Origin of the sequence: Mycobacterium sp. WMMD1722 (assembly GCF_049315205.1) — a bacterium.
Lineage (GTDB): Bacteria > Actinomycetota > Actinomycetes > Mycobacteriales > Mycobacteriaceae > Mycobacterium.
Map to the genome: position 1 here is coordinate 2,160,238 of NZ_CP186056.1, position 22,054 is coordinate 2,182,291.

Annotated in this window: 23 protein-coding genes; 12 read left to right on the plus strand and 11 right to left on the minus strand. The window is 68.2% G+C overall.

Annotation, left to right across the window (positions count from 1 at the left end):
- Positions 1–30: 30 nt before the first annotated feature.
- The 7 genes from ACN27E_RS10255 to prfB are packed head-to-tail and all read right to left on the minus strand — an operon-like array spanning position 31 to position 5,565.
- Entirely contained in the window at positions 31–876 is an 846-nt protein-coding gene (locus ACN27E_RS10255) for an EamA family transporter (RefSeq protein WP_422749789.1), read from the minus strand.
- On the minus strand, positions 873–1,367 hold the full coding sequence (smpB, locus tag ACN27E_RS10260) for an SsrA-binding protein SmpB (RefSeq protein ID WP_422748749.1): 495 nt from the start codon (positions 1,365–1,367) through the stop codon (positions 873–875). Before smpB ends, ACN27E_RS10255 begins: the two co-directional genes overlap by 4 nt.
- 3 nt (positions 1,368–1,370) lie before the next feature.
- Positions 1,371–2,267, minus strand: a complete 897-nt coding sequence (ftsX, locus tag ACN27E_RS10265) for a permease-like cell division protein FtsX (protein WP_422748752.1) — start codon at positions 2,265–2,267, stop codon at positions 1,371–1,373.
- Positions 2,268–2,957: a cell division ATP-binding protein FtsE gene (gene ftsE / locus ACN27E_RS10270; RefSeq protein ID WP_422749791.1), complete on the minus strand. Its 690-nt coding sequence runs from the start codon at positions 2,955–2,957 to the stop codon at positions 2,268–2,270.
- A gap of 40 nt (positions 2,958–2,997) precedes the next feature.
- Positions 2,998–3,507, minus strand: a complete 510-nt coding sequence (locus ACN27E_RS10275) for a hypothetical protein (protein WP_422748754.1) — start codon at positions 3,505–3,507, stop codon at positions 2,998–3,000.
- Positions 3,504–4,460, minus strand: coding sequence for a mechanosensitive ion channel family protein (locus tag ACN27E_RS10280; RefSeq protein WP_422748756.1), 957 nt, complete (start codon positions 4,458–4,460; stop codon positions 3,504–3,506). The genes ACN27E_RS10275 and ACN27E_RS10280 overlap by 4 nt, the downstream gene beginning before the upstream one ends.
- Positions 4,450–5,565, minus strand: a complete 1,116-nt coding sequence (prfB, locus tag ACN27E_RS10285; protein WP_422748758.1) for a peptide chain release factor 2 — start codon at positions 5,563–5,565, stop codon at positions 4,450–4,452. Before prfB ends, ACN27E_RS10280 begins: the two co-directional genes overlap by 11 nt.
- 181 nt (positions 5,566–5,746) lie before the next feature.
- On the opposite strand from prfB, the gene ACN27E_RS10290 reads away from it, so the two are divergent.
- The gene (locus ACN27E_RS10290; protein WP_422748760.1) at positions 5,747–7,144 is read left to right on the plus strand and encodes an FAD-dependent oxidoreductase; all 1,398 of its coding nucleotides are present in this window, start codon (positions 5,747–5,749) and stop codon (positions 7,142–7,144) included.
- A gap of 4 nt (positions 7,145–7,148) precedes the next feature.
- On the opposite strand, the gene ACN27E_RS10295 is transcribed toward ACN27E_RS10290, so the two are convergent.
- Positions 7,149–7,508 carry a hypothetical protein gene (locus ACN27E_RS10295; RefSeq protein ID WP_422748761.1) on the minus strand — a complete coding sequence of 120 codons (360 nt, stop codon included), beginning with the start codon at positions 7,506–7,508 and terminating at the stop codon, positions 7,149–7,151.
- Positions 7,509–7,532: 24 nt separating this feature from the next.
- On the opposite strand from ACN27E_RS10295, the gene hisN reads away from it, so the two are divergent.
- Positions 7,533–8,330, plus strand: a complete 798-nt coding sequence (gene hisN, locus ACN27E_RS10300) for a histidinol-phosphatase (protein ID WP_422748763.1) — start codon at positions 7,533–7,535, stop codon at positions 8,328–8,330.
- Here hisN and ACN27E_RS10305 read toward each other — a convergent pair.
- Positions 8,327–9,142: an SDR family NAD(P)-dependent oxidoreductase gene (locus tag ACN27E_RS10305; protein WP_422748765.1), complete on the minus strand. Its 816-nt coding sequence runs from the start codon at positions 9,140–9,142 to the stop codon at positions 8,327–8,329. The two genes, hisN and ACN27E_RS10305, sit on opposite strands and share 4 nt — an antisense overlap.
- A gap of 118 nt (positions 9,143–9,260) precedes the next feature.
- Between ACN27E_RS10305 and ACN27E_RS10310 the strand changes: the two genes are divergently transcribed.
- Positions 9,261–10,670: an acyl-CoA dehydrogenase family protein gene (locus ACN27E_RS10310; RefSeq protein WP_422748767.1), complete on the plus strand. Its 1,410-nt coding sequence runs from the start codon at positions 9,261–9,263 to the stop codon at positions 10,668–10,670.
- A gap of 50 nt (positions 10,671–10,720) precedes the next feature.
- The gene (locus ACN27E_RS10315) at positions 10,721–11,932 is read left to right on the plus strand and encodes an acyl-CoA dehydrogenase family protein (RefSeq protein WP_422748769.1); all 1,212 of its coding nucleotides are present in this window, start codon (positions 10,721–10,723) and stop codon (positions 11,930–11,932) included.
- Positions 11,933–11,938: 6 nt separating this feature from the next.
- Here ACN27E_RS10315 and ACN27E_RS10320 read toward each other — a convergent pair whose 3' ends face one another.
- Positions 11,939–12,937 carry an acryloyl-CoA reductase gene (locus ACN27E_RS10320; protein WP_422748771.1) on the minus strand — a complete coding sequence of 333 codons (999 nt, stop codon included), beginning with the start codon at positions 12,935–12,937 and terminating at the stop codon, positions 11,939–11,941.
- A gap of 67 nt (positions 12,938–13,004) precedes the next feature.
- On the minus strand, positions 13,005–13,979 hold the full coding sequence (locus tag ACN27E_RS10325; protein WP_422748773.1) for an esterase family protein: 975 nt from the start codon (positions 13,977–13,979) through the stop codon (positions 13,005–13,007).
- A gap of 407 nt (positions 13,980–14,386) precedes the next feature.
- Between ACN27E_RS10325 and ACN27E_RS10330 the strand changes: the two genes are divergently transcribed.
- From ACN27E_RS10330 to ACN27E_RS10365, 8 genes are read left to right on the plus strand one after another with little or no spacing between them, the layout of a single operon-like run.
- Positions 14,387–15,520: a homogentisate 1,2-dioxygenase gene (locus ACN27E_RS10330; protein WP_422748775.1), complete on the plus strand. Its 1,134-nt coding sequence runs from the start codon at positions 14,387–14,389 to the stop codon at positions 15,518–15,520.
- On the plus strand, positions 15,517–16,749 hold the full coding sequence (locus ACN27E_RS10335; RefSeq protein ID WP_422748777.1) for an alpha/beta hydrolase: 1,233 nt from the start codon (positions 15,517–15,519) through the stop codon (positions 16,747–16,749). The genes ACN27E_RS10330 and ACN27E_RS10335 overlap by 4 nt, the downstream gene beginning before the upstream one ends.
- Positions 16,750–17,952, plus strand: coding sequence for a CaiB/BaiF CoA transferase family protein (locus tag ACN27E_RS10340; protein ID WP_422748779.1), 1,203 nt, complete (start codon positions 16,750–16,752; stop codon positions 17,950–17,952).
- Positions 17,949–18,854 (plus strand): hydroxymethylglutaryl-CoA lyase, encoded by a 906-nt coding sequence (locus ACN27E_RS10345; RefSeq protein WP_422748781.1) that lies wholly within the window; start codon positions 17,949–17,951, stop codon positions 18,852–18,854. Before ACN27E_RS10340 ends, ACN27E_RS10345 begins: the two co-directional genes overlap by 4 nt.
- A 2-nt stretch (positions 18,855–18,856) precedes the next feature.
- Complete coding sequence (locus ACN27E_RS10350; protein ID WP_422748782.1) at positions 18,857–19,474, plus strand: TetR/AcrR family transcriptional regulator; 618 nt, start codon at positions 18,857–18,859, stop codon at positions 19,472–19,474.
- A 29-nt stretch (positions 19,475–19,503) separates the two neighbouring features.
- Positions 19,504–20,751, plus strand: coding sequence for an acyl-CoA dehydrogenase family protein (locus ACN27E_RS10355; RefSeq protein WP_422748784.1), 1,248 nt, complete (start codon positions 19,504–19,506; stop codon positions 20,749–20,751).
- Positions 20,748–21,704 carry a phosphotransferase family protein gene (locus tag ACN27E_RS10360; protein ID WP_422748785.1) on the plus strand — a complete coding sequence of 319 codons (957 nt, stop codon included), beginning with the start codon at positions 20,748–20,750 and terminating at the stop codon, positions 21,702–21,704. The genes ACN27E_RS10355 and ACN27E_RS10360 overlap by 4 nt, the downstream gene beginning before the upstream one ends.
- A complete protein-coding gene (locus ACN27E_RS10365; RefSeq protein ID WP_422748787.1) occupies positions 21,701–22,051 on the plus strand; it encodes a DUF6285 domain-containing protein in 351 nt (116 codons plus the stop codon). The genes ACN27E_RS10360 and ACN27E_RS10365 overlap by 4 nt, the downstream gene beginning before the upstream one ends.
- Positions 22,052–22,054: the final 3 nt, after the last annotated feature.

Sequence of the window (22,054 nt, forward strand, 5' to 3'; positions counted from 1 at the left end):
AATCTCGACCAGCGGCGCCTGCCGCGAACCTCAACCGCCGGCGATCATGGCCACCGCGGCCAACGCCAGCACCATGCCGCATCCCTGCCAGGCGGTGACCCGCTCGCGGAGGACGACGATCGCCAGCAGCACCGTCGCGGCCGGGTAGAGCGACATCAGCACACCGGCCAGCGACAGCAGCGACGCCTGCAGCGCCAGCAGCATCGCGACGTTGGCGCCGGTATCGAGGACTCCGGCGAGCAGTGCCAGCCGAAGCGGCACACCCGTGGGAACGCGTAGCTGGCGGCCGGCCGCCGCGATGCCGATGACCAGGACCGTCGCGGCGATCCGGGCGAACACCAGCGGCCACAGCCGTGCCTCGACCGGCGCCTGGTCGATGAGGACGAAGTTCAGACCGAAGGCCACCCCGGCGCCGAGCGTCAGCCAGGCGACCTTCTTGGTGAATCGGTGCGGCCGGACGTCCTCGTCGGTGGTCTCGCGGCTCACCAGGACGACGGCGATCAGGGCTACCACGACCCCGCCGGCGGCGATCAGCCCCGGGCGCTCGCCGAGCGCCAGCCCCACCCCGACCGGCAGCGCAGCGACCAGCACGGCGGTCAGCGGCGACACCACGGAGATCGGCCCGGCCCCCAGCGCGGCGTAGAACCACCACACGCCCAGACCCTGGGAGACGCCGCACAGCGCTCCCCACAGCACCGCGGGCGCGGTGATCTCGCCGCCGACCGCCCACGAGAGCACCGCCAACAGCACCATCGCGATGGGATAGGACACCAGCACGACCCGGATGGCGGCGGTATACCGGGAGGCGACACCGCCCACGAAGTCGCTGACCCCGTAAGCCGTCGCGGAGGCCAGCGCGAACAGGACTCCGATCAGGACATGCCCTTGGCGCGTCGGCCGAGTTCGCGCACGACCTCGCGTTGAGCGTCGCGGCGGGCGAGGTCCTGCCGCTTGTCGTGGGCCTGCTTACCGCGGGCCAACGCGAGTTCCACCTTCACCTTGCCGTCGGTGAAATACAGCGACAGCGGTACCAGGGTCAGATTCCCGTCGCGGATCTTGCCGACGAGCTGGTCGATCTGCTTGCGGTGCAGCAGCAGCTTGCGGTTGCGCCGCGGTGCATGGTTGGTCCAGGAACCGTGGTGATACTCCGGGATGTGCAGGTTGCGCAGCCAGATCTCGCCGTCGTCGACGGTGGCGAATGCGTCGGCCAGCGAGGCCTGCCCGTCGCGCAGGCTCTTCACCTCGGTGCCGACCAAGGCGATACCGGCCTCATAGGTGTCCAGAACCGTGTAGTTGTGCCGGGCCTTGCGATTGCTCGCCACCACCTGGTTGTTGCGGTCCTTCGTGCCGCCGGCCTTTTTCGCCACGACCTACCTTCGCACGTACAGCCGCAAGGTCACGTATGCGGTGACGCCCGACATCGCCAGGCCGAGGAAGAGCATCCACGGCGCGCAGTAATACAGGACGTCGCGGAAGTCGACCTGGGCGATCAGATTGGCTTGGTAGAACTGGTCGAGCGCGTTCTCCAGGAACAGCGCCCGCACCAGGATCAGCCCCACGATCGCCAGCACCACACCGATGAACGCCGCGAGCATGGCTTCGACGAGGAACGGCAGCTGGGTGTACCAGCGACTGGCGCCCACCAGACGCATGATGCCGATCTCGGTGCGCCGGGTGTAGGCCGCGACCTGAACCATATTCGCGATCAGCAGCACCGCGCCGACCGCCTGCACCAAGGCGATCGCGAACGCCGCGTTGCTGATGCCGTCGAGTACCGCGAACAACCGGTCGATCAGATCCTTCTGGTTGAGCACATTGAGCACCCCGGGTGCGCCGACCATGGATTGATCGAAGTCCTGGTGTTCCTCGGGGTTCTTCAGCTTCACGACGAACGACGCGGGGAAGGCGTCTTTACCGGCCACCTCTTTGTACTGGGGGAACTTCTTGATGGCGTCGTCGTAGGCCTGGTCGCGGTTGAGGAAGCGCACCGACGCGACGTCGTCGCGGTCCTCGATCTGCGCACGCAGCGCCTTGCACGGGTCGGCGTCACAGGTCGGATCGCCGGAAGACACCTCGGGTGTCAGGAAGACCTGACTCTCCACCCGGTCGAGGTAGATGTCGCGGGACTGATCGGCCAGGCGCACGACCAGCAGACCGCCACCGAACAGACCGATCGAGATGGCGGTCGTGAGGATCATCGCCACCGTCATGGTGACGTTGCGACGAAGTCCGGTCAGGACCTCGTTGACCAGGAAACCAAAGCGCACTTAGCGATCCATTCCGTAGATTCCGCGCTGCTCGTCCCGGACCAGTCGTCCCAGTTCCAGTTCGAGGACGCGTTGGCGCATCGAGTCGACGATGTGATGGTCGTGGGTGGCCATCAGCACGGTCGTACCGGTGCGGTTGATGCGCTCGAGCAGGTCCATGATGTCCTTGCTCGTATCCGGGTCCAGGTTTCCGGTCGGCTCGTCGGCCAGCAACACCAGCGGGCGGTTCACGAACGCCCGGGCAATCGCCACCCGCTGCTGTTCACCGCCGGACAGCTCGGCCGGCAGCCGGGTGGCTTTACCGGACAACCCGACCATTTCCAGGACATCGGGCACGACCCGGTTGATCACCTCCGAACGCTTCCCGATGACCTCCAGCGCGAACGCGACGTTCTCGAACACCGTCTTCTGCTGGAGCAGCCGGAAATCCTGGAAGACGCAGCCGATGACCTGGCGAAGACCCGGGATGTGCCGTCCGGGCAGCTTGTTGACGTGAAATTTGGAGACGCGGATGTCGCCCTGGGTGGGCGAGTCCTCGGCCAGCAGCAGACGTAGGAACGTCGACTTGCCCGACCCCGACGGGCCGATGAGGAACACGAACTCACCCTTGTCGATCTTGAGCGACACGTTGTCCAGGGCGGGGCGCGCCGAGGACTTGTACTGCTTCGACACACGGTCGAGGGTGATCATCACGGCACGCCAGTGTAGCGGTGAGCGGGGCTGGGCCCCGCTACCCCGGCAGACCGGGCAGGCCCGGGAGCACCGGGGCCGGCGGGGGGCTCGGCGACGCCGGCGCGGGCTCGGTGACGGTCTGCGGCGGCAGCAAACCAGGCCCGTCGGGATCGATCACCGTGGTCGTCGGCGTGGACGACGGCGATGAGCCCGGCGATGTCGGCGAGGTCGGGCTGGTCGGCGTCGTGGTCGTCGGCGTGGTGGTCGTCGTGGTCGGCGTGGTGGTCGTCGTGGTCGAGGTGGGCCGCCTGGTCGGGGGCGGCTCCTGCACCTGGGTGCGCGGCACCCAGGTGTAGTCGGGGTCGGGGACGAATCCGGGTGGGACCACCTGCTGATTGGCCGGGGGCGTCGGCGCCGGCTCCGGGGCGAAAGTCTGCTGCACCCAGGCCAGCGCGATGAAGAGCACCACCAGGCCGGCGGTCGAGGTGCGGATGCGCCCACCCGGCATGTAGCGGGGCCAGCCCCGGTCCTCGCGGCGCCAGCTGCGCAACCGCTGGGTGATGTTCACTGCTTCGACTCCGCCCGGCCCTGCGGGGCCTCGCCGTGACCGGCGATGGTGTCCACCGTCGGGCTGTGTTCGGAGGTGGCGATGCCGGCCCGATTGAGCGCGGCGATGATGCGGATGCGTAACCGCCGCCCGACCTCGAACTGTTTGCCGGGCAGGGTCCGGGCCACCATCCGCAGATTGACGGTGTCGAGTTCGATGCTCTCCACACCCATGAGCTGCGGTGTGTCCAGCAGCAGCGCCCGCAGGCCCGGATCCTCGATGGCGTCTTCGCCGACCGCGTGCAGAAGCTCATTGACCCGGTTGAGATCGGCCGTCGTGGGAACCGGGATGTCGACCACCGCGCGTGCCCAGTCCTTGGACATGTTGAGGGACCGGACGATGTTGCCGTTCGGGACGGTGAACACCTCGCCCTCGCCGGTGCGCAGCTTGGTCACGCGCAGCGTGACCTCTTCGACGGTGCCCTCGGCCGCATCCGGCGCGCCCAGCATGTTCAGCTGCACCAGATCGCCGAACCCGTATTGACGTTCGGTGATGATGAAGAATCCGGCCAGCAGATCCTGCACCAGTTTCTGGGCGCCGAAGCCCAGCGCGGCGCCGAGTACCGCGGCCGGCGCGACGAGTGAGCCCACCGGGACGTTGACGACGTCGGTGATCTCGACCGCGACGACGACGAACAGGATGGCGATGGACACCCACGAGATGACCGACGCCACCGCCTGGCGATGCTTCGCGCTCTCCGAGCGCACCAGCTGGTCGGATTCCTGATACTCGGCGTCGATGCGCCGCGTGACCCGCCGCGCGATCCAGTTGATGAAGCGCGCGGCCAGCAGGGCGCCGACGATCAGCAGGGCGATTTGCAACCCCTGGCTCAGCAGCCAGGTGCCGATCTCGCCGCTCCAGAAGTTGTGCCAGCCGTCGGAGAAGCCGTTCGCCAGCGGCGTGCTAGTCGTCATCGCGCCGGTTGCGCCAGCGGATGCCGGCCTCGAGGAATCCGTCGATGTCGCCATCGAGAACCGCAGCGGGAGTCCCGACCTCGTATTCGGTGCGCAGGTCTTTGACCATCTGATACGGGTGCAGGACGTAGGAGCGCATCTGGTTGCCCCACGAGCTGCCGCCGTCTCCCTTCAGGGCGTCGAGCTCGGCGCGTTCTTCCACGCGTTTGCGTTCCAACAACTTGGCCTGCAGCACCCGCATCGCGGAGACCTTGTTCTGCAGCTGCGACTTCTCGTTCTGGCACGTGACGACGATTCCGGTGGGGATGTGGGTCAACCGCACGGCCGAGTCGGTGGTGTTCACCGACTGTCCGCCGGGACCGCTCGAGCGGTAGACATCGACCCGGACGTCGCCTTCGGGGATGTCGATGTGATCGGTGGTCTCCGTGACGGGCAGCACCTCGACATCGGCGAACGACGTCTGGCGGCGCCCCTGGTTGTCGAACGGACTGATCCGGACCAGGCGGTGGGTCCCCTGTTCGACCGAGAGCGTGCCGTAGGCGAACGGCGCGTGCACCGCGAAGGTCGCACTCTTGATGCCGGCCTCCTCGGCGTAGGAGGTGTCGAAGACCTCGACCGGGTATTTGTGCTGTTCGGCCCAGCGGATGTACATGCGCATGAGCATTTCGGCCCAGTCGGCCGCGTCGACGCCGCCGGCGCCGGATCGGATGGTCACCACCGCCTCGCGTTCGTCGTATTCGCCGGACAGCAGGGTGCGCACCTCCATCGCCTCGATGTCCTCGCGCAGCTTGGCCAGTTCGGCATCGGCTTCGGCGGTGGCGTTCTGCGCGTCGGCCCCCTCCTCCTCGGCGGCGAGCTCGTAGAGCACCGGGAGGTCTTCGACGCGTTGGCGCAATTCCTCGACCCGACGTAATTCGTTCTGGGCGTGCGAGAGCTCGCTGGTCACCTTCTGGGCGCGCGACTGGTCGTCCCAGAGGTTCGGGTCGGAGGCGTCCTCCTCGAGTTTCTGGATCTTGGCGCGCAGACCGTCGACGTCGAGGACGCGCTCCACCGTCGTCAGGGTGGTGTCCAGTGCGGCGATATCGGATTGGCGGTCGGGATCCACGGGGATCAAGGTTACCGGCCGGAACATCCGCGGCTGCCGGGCCGTCCAGCGGTTCGGTGCGAGTTCTGCGCGACTTCCGGCGTGGAACGCATCGCCGCGTTTAAAGTCGGGTTGGTAACCAGCCCGGCGCGTCGCGACAGCCCTCAGCGCGTGTCCGGGCAGTGACAGGAGGCACCCTCACATGCCCCAGCAGCGCCCCTTCTATGTGGCGATCGTCGGATCCGGCCCGTCCGGATACTTCGCCGCCGCGTCGTTGCTCAAGGCCGCCGACGAGCGCGCAGACCAGGATGGCGCCGGGCCGCCGCTGGACGTGCGCGTGGACATGCTCGAGATGCTGCCCACCCCCTGGGGCCTGGTGCGCTCCGGGGTTGCGCCGGACCATCCCAAGATCAAGTCGATCAGCTCCCAGTTCGACAAGACCTCGAGCGATCCGCGCTTCCGGTTCTTCGGCAACATCGCGGTCGGCGACCACGTTCAGGCCACCGAGCTCGCCGAACGCTACGACGCGGTGATCTATGCGGTGGGCGCCCAGTCCGATCGGGCGCTGGGCATCCCCGGGGAGGAGCTCGAGGGCAGCGTCGCCGCGGTCGATTTCGTCGGCTGGTACAACGCCCATCCCCACTTCGAGCTCATGGCACCCGACCTGTCGGGCGCCCGCGCGGTCGTGATCGGCAATGGCAACGTCGCCCTGGACGTGGCTCGCATCCTGATCACCGATCCCGATGCGCTGTCGCGTACCGACATCGCCGACCACGCGCTGCAGTCACTGCGGCCCTGCGGGGTCGAAGAGGTGGTGATCGTGGGCCGGCGCGGTCCACTGCAGGCCACCTTCACCACGCTGGAGTTGCGCGAGCTCGGAGATCTCGAGGGCCTCGGGGACGTGGACGTGATCGTCGATCCGGCGGACCTCGCCGATATCAGCGACGAGGACCTCGAGGCCGCGGGCAAGACGGTGAAGAACAACGTCAAGGCGCTGCGCGGGTACGCCGAACGCGGACCGCGTGGCGCCACGCGGCGGATCGTGTTCCGCTTCCGCACCTCACCGATCGAGATCCGGGGCGAGGGCCGCGTCGAGTCCATCGTGCTGGGCACCAACGAACTCGTCACCGACCCCACCGGGCGCATCGTCGCCAAGGACACCGGCGCACGCGAAGAGCTGCCGGCCCAGCTGGTGGTGCGCGCGGTGGGCTACCGCGGCGTGCAGACGCCCGGTCTGCCGTTCGACGAACGCTCCGGAACCATCCCGCACACCGACGGACGGGTTGAGGACAGCCCGAACGAGTACGTGGTGGGTTGGATCAAACGGGGGCCGTCGGGGGTGATCGGCAGCAACAAGAAGGACTCGCAGGCCACCGTCGACACCCTGCTCGCCGATCTGGCGCAGGCCGAACCGGCCGATTTCGGTTCCGGTCACGCCGACGAGCTCGTCGAGTGGCTGCTCTCCCGGCAGCCCAAGTTGGTCACCGACGATCATTGGCGCGTCATCGACGAACACGAACGGACTACGGGCACTGGATCGGGACGGCCCCGGGTGAAGCTCACCAGCGTGGCCGAGCTGCTGCGCATCGGCCACGGCTGACGGTTCAGTTGGTCGGTTCCGGCGGCGCCACCGGCGGCGGAGGTTGGGCCGGCGCGAAATTCCAGTTGTCCGGATTCTTGGCCGAGTAGACGACCGGGAACAGCGCACCCATCGACGGCCAGTCGTTCACGTCGACGGCCATCCGCTGGTAGACCACGTGCTCGTTGACATTGGGCCCGTTGATCACGCCGGTGACCGTGACGAACTGTTCGCCGGTCACCCCGTCGGGGCGGGGGCTGACGCCGGTGATCAGCAATGTTCCCTGCAGCGCATCGCTGCCCATGCCGCGGCGGCGTCTGATCCACGGTGCCGCCAGGATCGCGATCGCACCGATGATCAACAGGAGCACGAGGAATTCGATCACACCGCCCATGGTAGGACTGCTGACATGGGCAGCACTTCGTTCGACGTCCCCGCCGATCTCGCGTTGGCGCTGTGGCTCGCCGACCATGCCGACGCGCTGACCGCCGACCGGTTCGGCGCGTTGGATCTGCGCGTCGACACCAAACCCGACCTGACACCGGTGTCGGATGCGGACCGGTCGGCGGAGACGTCGCTGCGCAACCTGCTGGCCCGCGAACGCCCCGACGATCTGGTGCTGGGCGAAGAGTTCGGCGGCACAGCGGCTTTCACCGGCCGCCAGTGGGTGATCGACCCGATCGACGGCACCAAGAATTTCGTCAGGGGCGTGCCGGTGTGGGCGACGCTGATCGCGCTGCTGCAGGACGGCGTGCCGGTGGTGGGTGTCATCAGCGCGCCGGCGCTGCGACGGCGTTGGTGGGCGGGGGCCGGGCAGGGCGCCTTCGGTGTCGTCTCCGGTGAATCGCCGCGTCGCCTGGCGGTGTCGTCGGTACCCGATCTGGAATCGGCGAGTCTGTCTTTCTCGAGTCTGTCTGGATGGGCGAAACGCGGTGTGCGCGAACGCTTCATCGATCTGACCGACGCCGTGTGGCGAGTCCGCGGGTTCGGCGACTTCTTCTCCTACTGCCTGCTGGCCGAGGGGGCGGTGGACATCGCCGCCGAACCCGAGGTGTCGCTGTGGGATCTGGCCGCCCTCGACATCCTCGTCCGGGAGGCCGGCGGGGTGTTCACCAACGTCGAGGGCCGACCGGGCCCGCACGGCGGCAGCGTGGTGGCGTCCAACGGACTGCTGCACGACGCGGTACTGAGCCGACTGTCGGGCTAGTTGCCCTTCCCCAGCCCCCGGGCCATGAAGCGACCCATCGCGATCAGGGTGGCCCGCCGCGGCATCAGTCGGGTCTGCAGCAGCAGGAATGCCCGGTTGATCCGGCCGGGGATGATGATGTGCTTGCGCCCGATGGCGGAAAGCACCTCGCGGACAACATCTTCGGGCTGGGCCATCAAGAATTGCGGATAGCCCTTCAAGGCGTCCCCCTGGGTGTCCATCAGCCCGCCGATCATCACCAGGACGTCGACGCCCGAACCGCGCAACTCGTACCAGAGCCCTTCGCCGAGAGCGATCTGGAACGCTTTGTTCGCGGCGTAGGCCGACGTGTAGGGCGCCGAGGTCAGGCCCGCGCCCGAGGAGACGATGACGATGGCACCCCGGCCGCGCCGGCGCATGTCCGTGGCGAACCGATGGACCAGGTTGGTGTAGCCGCGGGCGTTGACGTCGATCAGCCGGCTGTGGACTTCCAGCGGCATCTCCAGAATGGGCGGCGTATCGGCCGGGGTGAGCATGTGGTTGCACACCAGGATGTCCACCGCGATGTCACCCACTGCCGCCTCGACAGTCGGATACGGCGCGGGTTCGCCGAGGTCGCAGACGGCCGCGCGGACCTCCACACCGAACTCCGAGCGCAGTTCGGCGGCGCGATCGTGCAGCGCCGCGTCGAGGACATCGGTGAGCACGAGGTTGATTCCCGCCGCCGCCAGCGCCCGCGCGAAGGCGTAGCCGAGTCCCTCCGCGCGCGCCGAACCGCTGACCAGCGCCCAGCCGCCGCGAAACCGATCGAGTGGATCCGTTGTCCTACGCACGGCCGGATTGTCTCTCGCTGCCGCCCGCGCAGTGTGAGGATCGCAACACGACACTCGGACCTTACTCTGGAGTAAGATACGGTCGGAGCCATCGCCCCTACCACGTGAGGCTGCTGACATGACCGAAACTCTGCCGTCCAAGCCGTCGCCCAAGACGGCGAAGAATGCCCGGGCCCCGCGCACCGGCCGGGAGAGCGCTGTGGGCCTGCAGCGGCACCGGCGCTCCGCGACCGACATCGGACTGGCTTTGCTCACTCCGCTGGTCGGCCAGGAATTCCTGGATCGCTACAACCTGCGCGATCCGCTCAACCGCGGTCTGAAGTACGGCGTCAAGCAGGTCTTCTCGGCCGCCGGCGCGTCGACCCGGCAGTTCAAACGGATCCAGGGCGTGGGCAAGCCGCCGACCCGGCTGCAGCCCAGCGGGGCGGACTACTTCGACCTGACGCCCGACGACGACCAGAAGATGATCGTCCAGACGGTCGACGAGTTCGCCGAAGAGGTGCTGCGGCCCGCGGCACGCGACGCCGACGATGCCGCGACCTTCCCGCCCGAGCTGATCGCCAAGGCCGCCGAACTCGGCATCACCGCCATCAACATCCCCGAGGATTTCGACGGCATCGCCGAGCACCGCTCGACGGTGACCAATGCGCTGGTCGCCGAGGCGCTCGCCTACGGCGACATGGGCCTGGCCCTGCCGATCCTCGCGCCCGGCGGCGTCGCCTCCGCGCTGACCCACTGGGGCAGCGCCGATCAACAAGCGACCTACCTTCGCGAATTCGCCGGGGAGAACGTGCCGCAGGGCTGTGTGGCGATCGCCGAGCCGCATCCGCTCTTCGATCCGACCGCATTGCAGACCACCGCGGTACGGACCCCCGGTGGCTACCGTCTGACCGGCGTGAAGTCATTGGTGCCCGCGGCCGCGGAGGCCGAACTGTTCATCGTGGCCGCCGCCCTGAACGGCAAGCCGGCGCTGTTCATCGTCGAAGCGGCCACTGAGGGCGTCACCGTCAAAGCCGATCCGAGCATGGGGGTGCGCGGCGCCGCGATCGGCCGCGTCGAGCTGTCCAATGCCGCTGTGCCGCTGCACAATCGACTCGGAGAGGACGAGGCGACCGATAGCGACTATTCCGAGGCGATCGCCCTGGCCCGCCTGGGCTGGGCCGCGCTGGCCGTGGGGACATCGCATGCGGTGCTCGACTACGTCGTGCCCTACGTCAAGGAACGCGAGGCCTTCGGCGAACCGATCGCCCATCGCCAGTCGGTGGCGTTCATGTGCGCCAACATCGCCATCGAACTCGACGGACTGCGTCTGATCACCTGGCGCGGCGCCGCCCGCGCAGAACAGGGTCTGCCGTTCGCCCGGGAAGCGGCCCTGGCCAAACGGCTGGGCAGCGACAAGGGCATGCAGATCGGCCTCGACGGCGTGCAGCTGCTGGGCGGCCACGGTTTCACCAAGGAACACCCCGTCGAACGGTGGTATCGCGATCTGCGCGCCATCGGCGTCGCCGAGGGCGTCGTCATCATCTGATCCGACCTCCCAGCAGCCCCTGAACCAGAACCGGAACGGAAACAACCGCCATGGCAATCAACCTCGAAATGCCACGCAAGTTACAGGCCGTCATCGAGAAGGGACATCAGGGCGCCGCGGAGATGCTGCGGCCGATATCCCGTAAATACGACAAGGCCGAACACGCCTATCCCGTCGAATTGGACACGTTGGCCAGCCTCTTCGAGGGCATCTCCGCGGCGAAGACAATCTCCTTCGCCGGCGCGGAGGCGTTCCGCGATGACGAAGACGGCCCCAAGGGCAACATCAACGGCGCCAACATGTCCGCGTTGCTCAACGCCCTGGAGATCAGTTGGGGTGACGTCGCGCTGCTGCTGTCGGTGCCGTATCAGGGGCTCGGCAACGCCGCGATCTCCGGTGTGGCCACCGACGAGCAGCTCGAGCGGCTCGGCAAGGTCTGGGCGGCGATGGCGATCACCGAACCCGGATTCGGGTCCGATTCGGCCGCGGTGTCCACCACGGCCAAGCTCGACGGCGACGAGTACGTGATCAACGGCGAGAAGATCTATGTCACCGCAGGCGCTCGGGCCAGCCACATCGTCGTCTGGGCGACGCTGGACAAGGCGCTCGGCCGCGCAGCCATCAAGTCGTTCATCGTGCCGCGCGAGCATCCGGGCGTCACCGTCGAACGCCTCGAACACAAGCTCGGCATCAAAGCCTCCGACACCGCCGCCATTCGCTTCGACAACGTCCGCATTCCCAAACAGAACCTGCTCGGCGACCCGGAGATTCACGTCGAGAAGGGTTTCGCGGGGGTGATGGAGACCTTCGACAACACCCGGCCGATCGTGGCCGCGATGGCCGTCGGTGTCGCCCGCGCCGCGCTGGAGGATCTGCGCAAGATCCTCACCGACGCCGGTGTGGAGATCTCGTATGACAAGCCCGCCCACGCGCAGAGCGCGGCGGCCGCCGAGTTCCTCCGGATGGAGGCCGACTGGGAGGCCGGGTATCTGCTGACCGTCCGTTCGGCGTGGCAGGCCGACAATGCGATCCCGAACTCCAAGGAAGCGTCCATGGCCAAGGCCAAGGCGGCCCGGGTGGGTAGCGACATCACCCTCAAGGCCGTCGAATTGGCCGGGACGGCAGGGTATTCCGAGGAGACCCTGCTGGAGAAGTGGGCCCGGGACAGCAAGATCCTCGACATCTTCGAGGGCACCCAGCAGATTCAGCAGCTGGTGGTCGCGCGACGTCTGCTGGGTCTGACGTCGGCCGAACTGAAGTAGGGCGGGTCAGAACCCGCCCGACACCGCCACCCGGGTCCGACCGGTCACCCCGCCGCCGATGATCGTGCTCAGGGTCTTCGGTGCGTCGAGCACTCCGACGTCGCGGGTGATGTCCGACAGGTGGGCCGGTTTGAGGTCGGCGGCGATGGCGGCCCACAGTTCGCGGCGCCGCTCGATCGGCAACTGCACCGAGTCGATGCCGACCATGGTGACCCCGCGCAGGATGAACGGCAGCACCGTGGTGGCCAACTGCGGCGATTGGGCCAGCCCGGAGATCGCCGCGACGCCGCCGTAGTTCATGGTGCTCAGCGCGAAGGCCAGGGTGTCGCCGCCGACGCTGTCGACCACTGCGGCCCACCGCGAGCTGCCCAGCGGCCGGATCTTCTCGCCCTCGGCGGGCAGCCGGCCGATGACCTGGTAGGCACCAAGTCCCATCAGATAGTCGTGCGCCTCGGCCTTACCTGTCGAGGCGATGACCTCGTAGCCCAGCCCGGCGAGCAGGTCGACGCTGATGCTGCCGACGCCGCCGGTCGCCCCGGTGACCAGCACGGGGCCGTCCTGTGGCCGGATGCCGTTGGTGCGGATCGCGTCGACGCTCATGGCTGCGGTGAATCCGGCGGTACCGATCGCGGCGGCCTCGGCGGTCGTCAGCTCGTCGAGTTTGACCACGTACTCGGCCGGGAAGCGCGCCCGGTCCGCATACCCGCCGTGGCGGCCGGTGCCGATGTCGTAGCCGTGGGCGACGACCCGGTCCCCTTCGGCGAATTCGGCGGATGAGCTGGCGACGACGACGCCGGCGGCATCGATGCCGGGGATCAACGGGTAGGACCGCGCGACGCCGCCTTTCGGCGTGACGGCGAGTGCGTCCTTGTAGTTGATGCCGGAGTACTCGACGGTGATGGTGACATCGCCGTCGGGCAGGAAACTCTCGTCGACCACCTCGGGGTTCAGGGTGATCGAGCCTTCGGAGTCCTGGTGTGCCACGAGTGCGTTGACGGAAGTCATGACGCCATCGTAGAGACGCGAAACCCCCGCCACGCCGGTCCGGCGAGCGGGGGTTCGCGGTGCGAACTCAGCCGATCAGCACCCGCTGCAGGTCGGGCTTCATCTGCTGCAGCTGCTGGCCCCAGTAGATCCAGGTGTGGGTGCCGCCGGGCGGGAAGTTGAACACGCCGTTCTGGCCGCCGGCCGCAATGTAGCGCTCCTGGAACGTGATGTTGGTGCGCAGCGTCAGACTCTCCAGGAACTCCTGCGGCAACCCCGCACCGCCCAGTTCACCGGGCTTGCCGCTTCCGCAGTACACCCAGATTCGAGTGCCGTTGGCGACGATCTTGTCGATGTTGACCATCGGGTCGTTGCGCCGCCACGCCGGATCGCTGGACGGACCCCACATGGCCTCGGGCTTGTAGCCGCCCGCGTCCCCCATGGCGAAGCCGACCAGGGTGGGCCACCAGCCCTCGGACAGGTTCAGGAAGCCGGACAGCGATCCGGCGTAGATGAACTGCTGCGGGTGATAGATCGACAGCACCAGCGACGCCGAGCCGGCCATCGACAGACCGACGGCGGCACTGCCGGTCGGTTTGACGTCACGGTTGGCCGCCAGCCAGTTCGGCAGCTCGGAGGTCAGGAACGTCTCCCACTTATAGGTCTGGCATCCGGTGTTACCGCACGCCGGGGCATACCAGTCGGTGTAGAAGCTGGACTGGCCACCGACGGGCATGACAATCGACAGACCCGAATCGAGATACCACTCGAAGGCCTGGGTCTCGATGTCCCAGCCGTTGAAGTCGTCGCGCGCACGCAGACCGTCGAGCAGATAGACCGCGGGTGAGCCGGGCCCACCGCTTTGGAACTGGACCTTGATGTCGCGGCCCATCCCCGCCGACGGCACCATCAGGTACTCGACCGGCAAACCCGGGCGGGAGAATGCGCCGGCCGTGGCCGACTGTCCCGTCAGACCGATCACCCCGGGCAGCACTGCTGCGACGACAGCGGCGACCGTCAGCCGGCGGGCCCAGCGGCCCCGAATCTTGTCAACGAAAGTCATAGGTGCAAATCCATCCATCTTCCGGTTTTCGCTCGACGCGTTGCTACCCCCGCGGACGACCGCCGGCCCGCAGCGGTCTCCCCTGCGGTGTGGCGCCGCCCAACCGACCGTCGGCAGGTGAGCGGACCGAGAGAGTTCTGTTGTGGCGATTCGAGTAAAACATGGCCGTTGGACGGAGTGAACCCCATTTGCGCAGATGGGAGGTGCCGATACCGCAGCGCGGCATCCGCACCCACCCGCACCGCCGAGTGTGGGCCTGGTGGATCGATTCGCCGCCCTGGACGTCCCTGCGGCGCACAGTCGGCGAATGCGAACCCGGAGTATCGCTGCACAGCATCTTGTGCGGGCACCACGCATAAAAGTAACGTCAGTTTCACTTCAGCGCGCAATGCAGACGGGAGTCGTCGGTGGAATCGTTCGTACACCTGCGCAAGGGCGTGACGCCGCGGCGCCTGCACGCCGACCTCGACGGCCTCAAGGACGACGAGCTGGGTCGCGGCGGCTTCACCGGTCGCACGGCCAACATGTATCGCCGCCACGATCCCACCGCCTACCGGGCGGTCGGGCCGCTGCGCCCGCTGGACGTGCTGTCCTCGGAGCTCGAGCCGTCGGATGCCGCCGACGCCGCGGGCGGACCGTTGCTGCTGTTCCACAACGACGACTGCCGCGTATCACTGTCGCGCCGCAGCCGGCCGATGCCGTTCTTCGTACGCCACGTCGACGGTGACCTGCTGTGCTTCGTGCACCAGGGCTCGGGCCGGTTGGAGACGGAGTTCGGACCGCTTGACTACCGCCGGGGCGACTGGGTGTATCTCCCCAAGGCGTGCACCTGGCGCCACGTCCCGGCCGAGGAGACGACGCTGTTGATGGTGGAGGCCTCCGACGAGTTCCGGGTCCCCCCGCCCGGCGCGCTGGGGCGCCACTTCCCGTTCGACCCGAGCCAGGCCGTCCTGCCCGAACCCGCGCCGTATGACGACCCCTCCCCGTCCGGGGGCGACGAGTACGAGGTGCGCCTGATCCATGCGGGCGGTCCGACGTCGCTGTTCTACCGGCACCATCCGCTCGACGTCGAGGGCTGGCGCGGCGACAACTTCGCCTTCACGTTCAACATCGCCGACTACAACGTGGTGACCTCCGACAGTGTGCACCTGCCGCCGACGGTGCACCTGTTCATGCAGGCCACCGGCGTCTACGTGATGAACTTCCTGCCCAAACCCGCCGAGGGTGTGCCCGGCACCGAACGCACTCCGTGGTATCACCGCAACGTCGACTACGACGAGGTGGCGTTCTTCCACGGTGGCTCGCTCTACGGCATCGCGATGCCGCCGGGACTGCTCTCCCACGCCCCGCAGGGGGTGCACCACGGCGCACCGGAGAAGGCGCGCGAACGCGCGCGCCGCATGTTCGAGGAGCACTCAAGGGTGGACTGGCAGGTCATCGCCGTCGACACCCGCCGACGGCTGATCCCGTCACCCGAGGTGCTGGCCGGCGATCTCGGAGCGGCGGCGGCCGCGACCTCGGACCGAAGCCGGCACCGGTGACCATCGCCGTGCGCTACGAATACGACCGCATTCCCTATCTGGTCGCTTATCAGAACACCTCGGCGGTGCGCGACGTCTATGGCGGCGTCGCCGAGCTCGTGGTGCTCGAGAGCCACCTGCTCAGACCGCGCGACAAGCCGTCGGACACGGTGCTGATGTTCATGCACCCGATCGGCGGCGGCGCGTACCTGCCGATGATGAACGCCTTGGCCAAGGCCGGCCATCACGTCATCTACTGCAACAGCCGGTTTCGGGGCACCGACTCGGCGCTGCTGATGGAGAAGGTCGTCGAGGATCTCGGCGAGGCGATCAAGGATGCGAAGAACCGACTCGGCTACGACAAGGTGGTGCTCGCCGGGTGGAGCGGCGGTGGGTCGCTGTCGGTGTTCTACCAGCAGCAGGCCCAACACCCGACCGTCACCGCGAGCCCGTCCGGCGACGGGCCCGACCTGACCACGCTCGGCCTGATCCCGGCCGACGGCATCATGCTGCTGGCCGCGCACATCAGTCGGCACGGCACGCTCACCGAATGGTTGGACGCCTCGATCCTCGACGAGGCCGACCCCTCGAAGCGGGATCCCGACCTGGATCTCTACGACCCGGACAACCCCAATCAACCGCCCTACTCGGCCGAATTCCTCGCGCGCTACCGGCAGGCGCAGATCGACCGGAACCGGCGGATCACCGCATGGGTCAAGGACAAGCTGGCCGAGCTGAGAGCCAGTGGACGCCCCGGGGCGGACGTGGCCGAGTCCGCATTCGTTGTGCACGGCACCATGGCCGATCCCCGCTGGCTCGACCCGACCGTCGACCCGAACGAACGCACGCCGGGGACCTGCTATCTGGGTGATCCGGCCGTGGTGAACAACAGCCCCGTCGGGCTGGCCCGGTTCTGCACGCTGCGCAGCTGGCTGTCCCAGTGGAGTTATGACGACGCCAACGGTGACGCACTCGCGGCCGGCGCGGATCTCGCGGTACCGGCGCTGGTGATCGGCAATCTCGCCGACGACGCCTGCACGCCCAGCCACACCCGCAGGCTGTTCGAGGCGATCGGACATCCCGACAAGGAGATGTACGAGATTTCCGGCGCGAACCATTACTACTCCGGACCCGATCAACGTGAGACCCTGCGTGAGGCCGTCGGTATCTGCACCGACTGGCTGAGGCGGCACGGGTTTTCTTCGGAGGGCAGGAGCGAAGCGACCCGGGATTCAGAAGCGGAGGGCTGAATGACCGCAGGCGCGTTGGACGGTGTCCGGGTGATCGAGATCGGCACGCTGATCTCGGGGCCGTTCGCCGGACGGCTCCTCGGCGACATGGGCGCGGAGGTGCTCAAGATTGAGCTCCCCGGTGCGCCGGACCCGCTGCGGACCTGGGGCCAGGCCGAACTCGACGGACATCACTTCTTCTGGACCGTTCATGCCCGCAACAAGAAGGCGATCACCCTCGATCTGCGCGCCCCGCACGGCCGCGACATCTTCCTCGATCTCGTCGAGCGCAGCGATGTCATCGTCGAGAACTTCCGGCCCGGCACGCTGGAACGCTGGAACCTGGGCTACGACGTGCTGCGCGAGCGCAATCGAGGCATCATCCTGGTGCGGGTGTCCGGCTACGGCCAGACCGGTCCCGACGCCCACCGTGCCGGGTACGCCTCGGTCGCTGAGGCCGCCAGCGGACTGCGCCACCTCAACGGTTTCCCGGGCGGTCCCCCGCCCCGGTTGGCGCTCTCCCTCGGCGACAGCCTGGCCGGGATGTTCGCCGCCCAGGGGGCGCTCGCGGCCCTCTACCGGCGCACGGTCACCGGCGAAGGCCAGGTGGTCGACACCGCACTCACGGAATCCTGTCTCGCGGTACAGGAGTCGACGATTCCCGACTACGACGTCGGCGGGGTGGTGCGCGGTCCGTCGGGCACCCGGCTGGAGGGCATCGCGCCGTCGAACATCTACCAGTCCGCCGACGGCAGTTGGGTCGTGATCGCCGCCAACCAGGACACCGTGTTCCGCCGGCTGTGCACGGCGATGGACCGCCCGGAACTGGCCACCGACGAACGTTTCGCCACCCACATCGCCCGGGGACGCCACCAGGACGAGCTCGACGCGATCATCGGCGCCTGGGCTGCCGAACGGGCCCCCGGGGACATCATCGAGACGCTGTCGGCGGCCGGGGTGATCTCCGGACCGATCAACACCGTCGCCGAAGTCGTCGCCGACCCTCAGCTGCGGGCCCGCGGCATGATCGCCGAGCACTGGGATGACAGAGTCGAACGATCGGTCCTCGGCCCGGGCGTGGTGCCGGTGCTGTCGGAATCACCCGGCGGTATCCGCAGCGCCGGCCCGGCGCGGCCCGGTCAGCACAACGACGAGGTGTACACGGAGTTGCTCGGCATGTCCGCCGCAGATGTCGAGAAGCTGCGTGCCGAGGGAGTGATATGAACGCCCTGCCCGCGAAGGTCGTCATCCGCGAGGTCTGCCTGCGCGACGGATTGCAGATCGAACGGCCGGTGCCGTTGTCGAAGAAGCTGGCTCTGCTCGAAGCGGTGGCCGCCACCGGTGTTCGCGAAGTCGAGGCCACCGCGTTCGTGTCGCCGTCGAAGGTGCCCGCACTCGCCGACGCGGCGGAGCTGGCCGCTGAACTGAGCCGCTTCGATCACATCGAATTCTCGGCCCTGGTCGCCAGCCCCAACGGCGCCAGGCGCGCCGTCGCCGCGGGTATGCGTTCGATCGAGTACGTCGTGTCGGCCGCCGACGGGCACAGCCGCGCCAACGTCGGCCGTGACAGCGCCGCCGCGGCCGCCCAGACCCGCGACATCGCCGCCATCGCCCACGACAGCGGCGCCACCGTCGAGGTGATCGTCGCGACTGCCTGGGACTGCCCGTTCGACGGCCCTACCCCACCGCAGCGGGTGCTCGAGATCATCGACACCGCAGTGGGTTTCGGGGCCGACCGCATCGCGATCGCCGATACGATCGGCACCGCGACGCCCAGGCGGGTGACCGATCTGGTGGAGCTGGTCGGTCCCCGCATCGGCGACCTGCCCCTCGGAGCCCACTTCCACAACACCCGGGGTGCCGGGCTGGCGAGTGCGTACGCCGCCGTCAGCAGCGGCGTCACCCGCCTCGACGCGTCGGTGGGCGGGCTGGGCGGCTGCCCGTTCGCCCCCGGGGCGAGCGGCAACATCGCCACCGAGGATCTGGTGTACCTGTTGCGCGACAGCGGAATCGCCACCGACGTGGACCTTCGGGCGGCGATCGCCGCCGCTGAGGTGGCCCGCACCGTCGTCGGCCACGACCTGCCCAGCGCTCTGCTGCGCGCCGGTGACCGGATCACCGGCTGACCATGGCGCCGGAGTCGTCGACGCTGAGCAGCAAGGGCCGACAGACCCGGCTGGCCATCGAGCAGGCGGCCCGGAAGCTGTTCGCAGAACGAGGCTTCCACGGAACCACGCTGGCCGACATCACCTCGGCTGCCGGTAAGTCCTCCGCAGCGTTCTACCGGTATTTCGACGACAAGGAGGACCTGCTCGCCGCGCTCGCCGAATCCTTTCTGCGCGATGTCGTGGCCCCGTCGGGCGCCGAGGTCCCCATGCCGGCGTCGGCGGAGGACAGTGAGTTCTTCACCTCGGTGGTGACCGGCTACTGGAACATGTTCACCCAGAACATCGGCATCATGATCGCAGTGGCCCAGCTCGCGGTGTCCCAGCAGCGATTCGCCGGCGTACAGAACGAATTCCGGCGATTCGGCATGGACATCGTGGCCGCCTCGGTGCGGCGGGCCCAGGAACAGGGGTACGCAACCGACCTGGATGCGCGGCATACCGCGGCGGCGATCGCCCTGCTGTTCGAGAACTTCACCGTCGTGGTGGCCGGTAACTCGGGGCTCGGTCTGCAGGTCGACGACGCCGACGCGATCGCCACGCTGTCGACGATCTGGAAGAAGACGCTGTACGGGTACTAGCCGCACGACGCACGAGGAAAGGGATCATCGTGGATTTCCGCCTGCCCGAACATCTTCCGGGTGTACTCCAGGAGATGGATGCGTTCATCGAGGCAGAGATCATGCCGTTGGAACGCGAACACATGCAGTACTTCGACCGGCGCCGCGAGTACGCGCGGACCGACTGGGAGAACGGCGGCATCCCGCAACGGGCGTGGGAGGAACTGCTCGACGAGATGCGCCGGCGGGCCGACGCGGCCGGCTGGCTGCGCTATGGACTACCGGCACGCTTCGGCGGCCGCGACGGCACCAACATCGACATGGCCGTCATCCGGGAGCACCTGGCCCACCGGGGGCTCGGCCTGCACAACGACCTGCAGGACGAATCCTCGATCGTCGGCAACTTCCCGCAAGTCATCATGATGGACCGGTTCGGCACCGAGACGCAGAAACGCGATTGGATCGAGGCGATGCTGACCGGCACGCGCTCGATGGCCTTCGGTCTGACCGAACCCGACCACGGCTCCGATGCCACCTGGCTGGAGACCCGGGCCGTGCGCGACGGCTCAGGAGATGGGGGCTGGGTCATCAACGGCACCAAACGCTGGAACACCGGCGTGCACCGGGCCACCCACGATCTGATCTTCGCGCGCACGTCCGGCGAACCCGGCCAGGCCCGCGGCATCACCGCACTCCTCGTCCCGACGGATGCACCGGGGTTCGAGGTGCCGTACTACTGGTGGACGTTCAACATGCCGACCGATCACGGCGAAGTGGTGCTGACCGACGTACGGGTGCCCGACGACGCGGTGCTCGGCGAGGTCGATCGCGGTCTCGAGGTGGGTCAGACCTTTCTGCACGAGAACCGGATCCGGCAGGCGGCCAGCAGTCTGGGCGCCGCGCAGTACTGCATCGACCGCGCCGTCGCCTATGCCGGTGAGCGCACCGTCTTCGGCAAACCGCTGGCGGTCAACCAGGCGGTGCAGTGGCCGCTGGTCGAGCTGCAGACCGAGGCGCAGATGGTGCGACTGCTGGTGTACTACGCGGCGACCGAGCTGGACCACAGCCACCACATGGAGGTTTCGGACAAGGTGTCGATGGCCAACTACCGCGCCAACCGGCTGGTGTGCGAGGCGGCCGACCGCGCCATGCAGGTCCACGGCGGCATCGGTTACAGCCGCCATGAGCCCTTCGAACACATCTACCGACACCATCGCCGCTACCGGATCACCGAGGGTGCCGAGGAAATCCAGATCCGCCGCGTCGCCCAACGCCTGTTCGGGTTCGGCCGCCGGTGAAGGACCGACTCGAAGCGGTGCTGAGACCGGTCCTCGGCGCGGTCACGGTCGCGAACCTGCGTCCGCTGACCGGCGGGGCCAGCAGGACCACCTGGGCGTTCGATGCCGTCGGCGAGTCGCGGCAGGCGCTGATCCTGCGCACCGGACCGCCCGAGGAGGTGCACGCCGGCATGAAGTTGGAGGCCAGCGCCCAGCAGCGGGCCGCGGCCGCCGGCGCTCCGGTGCCGCGCATCCTGGCGGCGGACGACGCGGCGGTGACGCTGGGCAGCCCGTACCTGATCTGCGAGACGATCCCGGGTGAGACCATCGTCCGCCGCATCTACCGCACGCTCGACGACGGCGGGCGCGAACGACTGCTGATCCAGTGCGCCGAGGCGCTGGCCGCGATCCACCGCGCCGATCCGGTGGGCATCGGGCTCAGCGAATCCGACCAGCTGACCGAATGGCACGATCAGCTCGACGAGATGAACGACACCACCGCGACGTTCGAATGGGCGTTCCGCTGGCTGGCCGCCCACCGGCCGGAACCCGCTGAGCAGGTACTCGTGCACGGCGACTTCCGGATGGGCAACCTCATCGTCGACGACACGGGGCTGGCCGCGGTGCTGGACTGGGAGCTCGTCCACATCGGAGAGTTCTACGAGGATCTGGCCTGGTTCTGCATCCGGGCTTGGCGGTTCGGCGCCGCCGAGCACCTCGGGGCGGGCGGACTGGGCAGCGTCGACCGGTTTCTGTCCGCCTACGAGAGTGCCAGCGGCCGGACCGTCGACCGCGCGGCCTTCCGGTGGTGGCTGGTCGTGGCGACGCTGCGTTGGGGGGTGATCTGCCGGTATCAGGCGGAGCGACATCTGAGCGGCCAGAACCCGTCGGTCGAATTGGCCGCGATCGGTCGCCGGGTCTGCGAGACGGAGTGGGATCTGCTCGATCTGTTGCAGGGAGGTGGGCCACGATGACCGGACCCGAATGGCTCTACGGCCGACCCACGGCAGCCGAACTCGTCGCAGCCGTGGCGGACTTTCTCGACGGCGATGTGCGCGACGCGACCGAAGGTCAGGTCAATTTCCACGCCCGGGTGGCCGCGAACGTGCTGCGCACCGTCGAACGCGAACTGCGCGACGCGTCGGCGGCCGCGGCGATCGAGGCGGTGGCCGCGCTCGGCCATCCCGACGAGCCGCATCTGGCGGCGGCCATCCGCGCGGGCGACCTCGATGACCGGGGTGATGACGTACTGGCCTGTCTCCGCACGCTGGTGGGCCACCGGCTGTCGGTCTCCCACCCTGGATACGACCGACCCGAATAAGCG

What these genes read in the sequence shown, in the direction of transcription:
- ACN27E_RS10365 (WP_422748787.1), top strand. Translation starts at nt 21,701, where the DNA reads ATGACCGGACCCGAATGGCTCTACGGCCGACCCACGGCAGCCGAACTC.
- ACN27E_RS10345 (WP_422748781.1), top strand. Translation starts at nt 17,949, where the DNA reads ATGAACGCCCTGCCCGCGAAGGTCGTCATCCGCGAGGTCTGCCTGCGC.
- ACN27E_RS10340 (WP_422748779.1), top strand. Translation starts at nt 16,750, where the DNA reads ATGACCGCAGGCGCGTTGGACGGTGTCCGGGTGATCGAGATCGGCACG.
- ACN27E_RS10350 (WP_422748782.1), top strand. Translation starts at nt 18,857, where the DNA reads ATGGCGCCGGAGTCGTCGACGCTGAGCAGCAAGGGCCGACAGACCCGG.
- ftsE (WP_422749791.1), bottom strand. Translation starts at nt 2,957, where the DNA reads ATGATCACCCTCGACCGTGTGTCGAAGCAGTACAAGTCCTCGGCGCGC.
- ACN27E_RS10325 (WP_422748773.1), bottom strand. Translation starts at nt 13,979, where the DNA reads ATGACTTTCGTTGACAAGATTCGGGGCCGCTGGGCCCGCCGGCTGACG.
- ACN27E_RS10280 (WP_422748756.1), bottom strand. Translation starts at nt 4,460, where the DNA reads ATGACGACTAGCACGCCGCTGGCGAACGGCTTCTCCGACGGCTGGCAC.
- ACN27E_RS10290 (WP_422748760.1), top strand. Translation starts at nt 5,747, where the DNA reads ATGCCCCAGCAGCGCCCCTTCTATGTGGCGATCGTCGGATCCGGCCCG.
- hisN (WP_422748763.1), top strand. Translation starts at nt 7,533, where the DNA reads ATGGGCAGCACTTCGTTCGACGTCCCCGCCGATCTCGCGTTGGCGCTG.
- ACN27E_RS10315 (WP_422748769.1), top strand. Translation starts at nt 10,721, where the DNA reads ATGGCAATCAACCTCGAAATGCCACGCAAGTTACAGGCCGTCATCGAG.
- ACN27E_RS10320 (WP_422748771.1), bottom strand. Translation starts at nt 12,937, where the DNA reads ATGACTTCCGTCAACGCACTCGTGGCACACCAGGACTCCGAAGGCTCG.
- ACN27E_RS10310 (WP_422748767.1), top strand. Translation starts at nt 9,261, where the DNA reads ATGACCGAAACTCTGCCGTCCAAGCCGTCGCCCAAGACGGCGAAGAAT.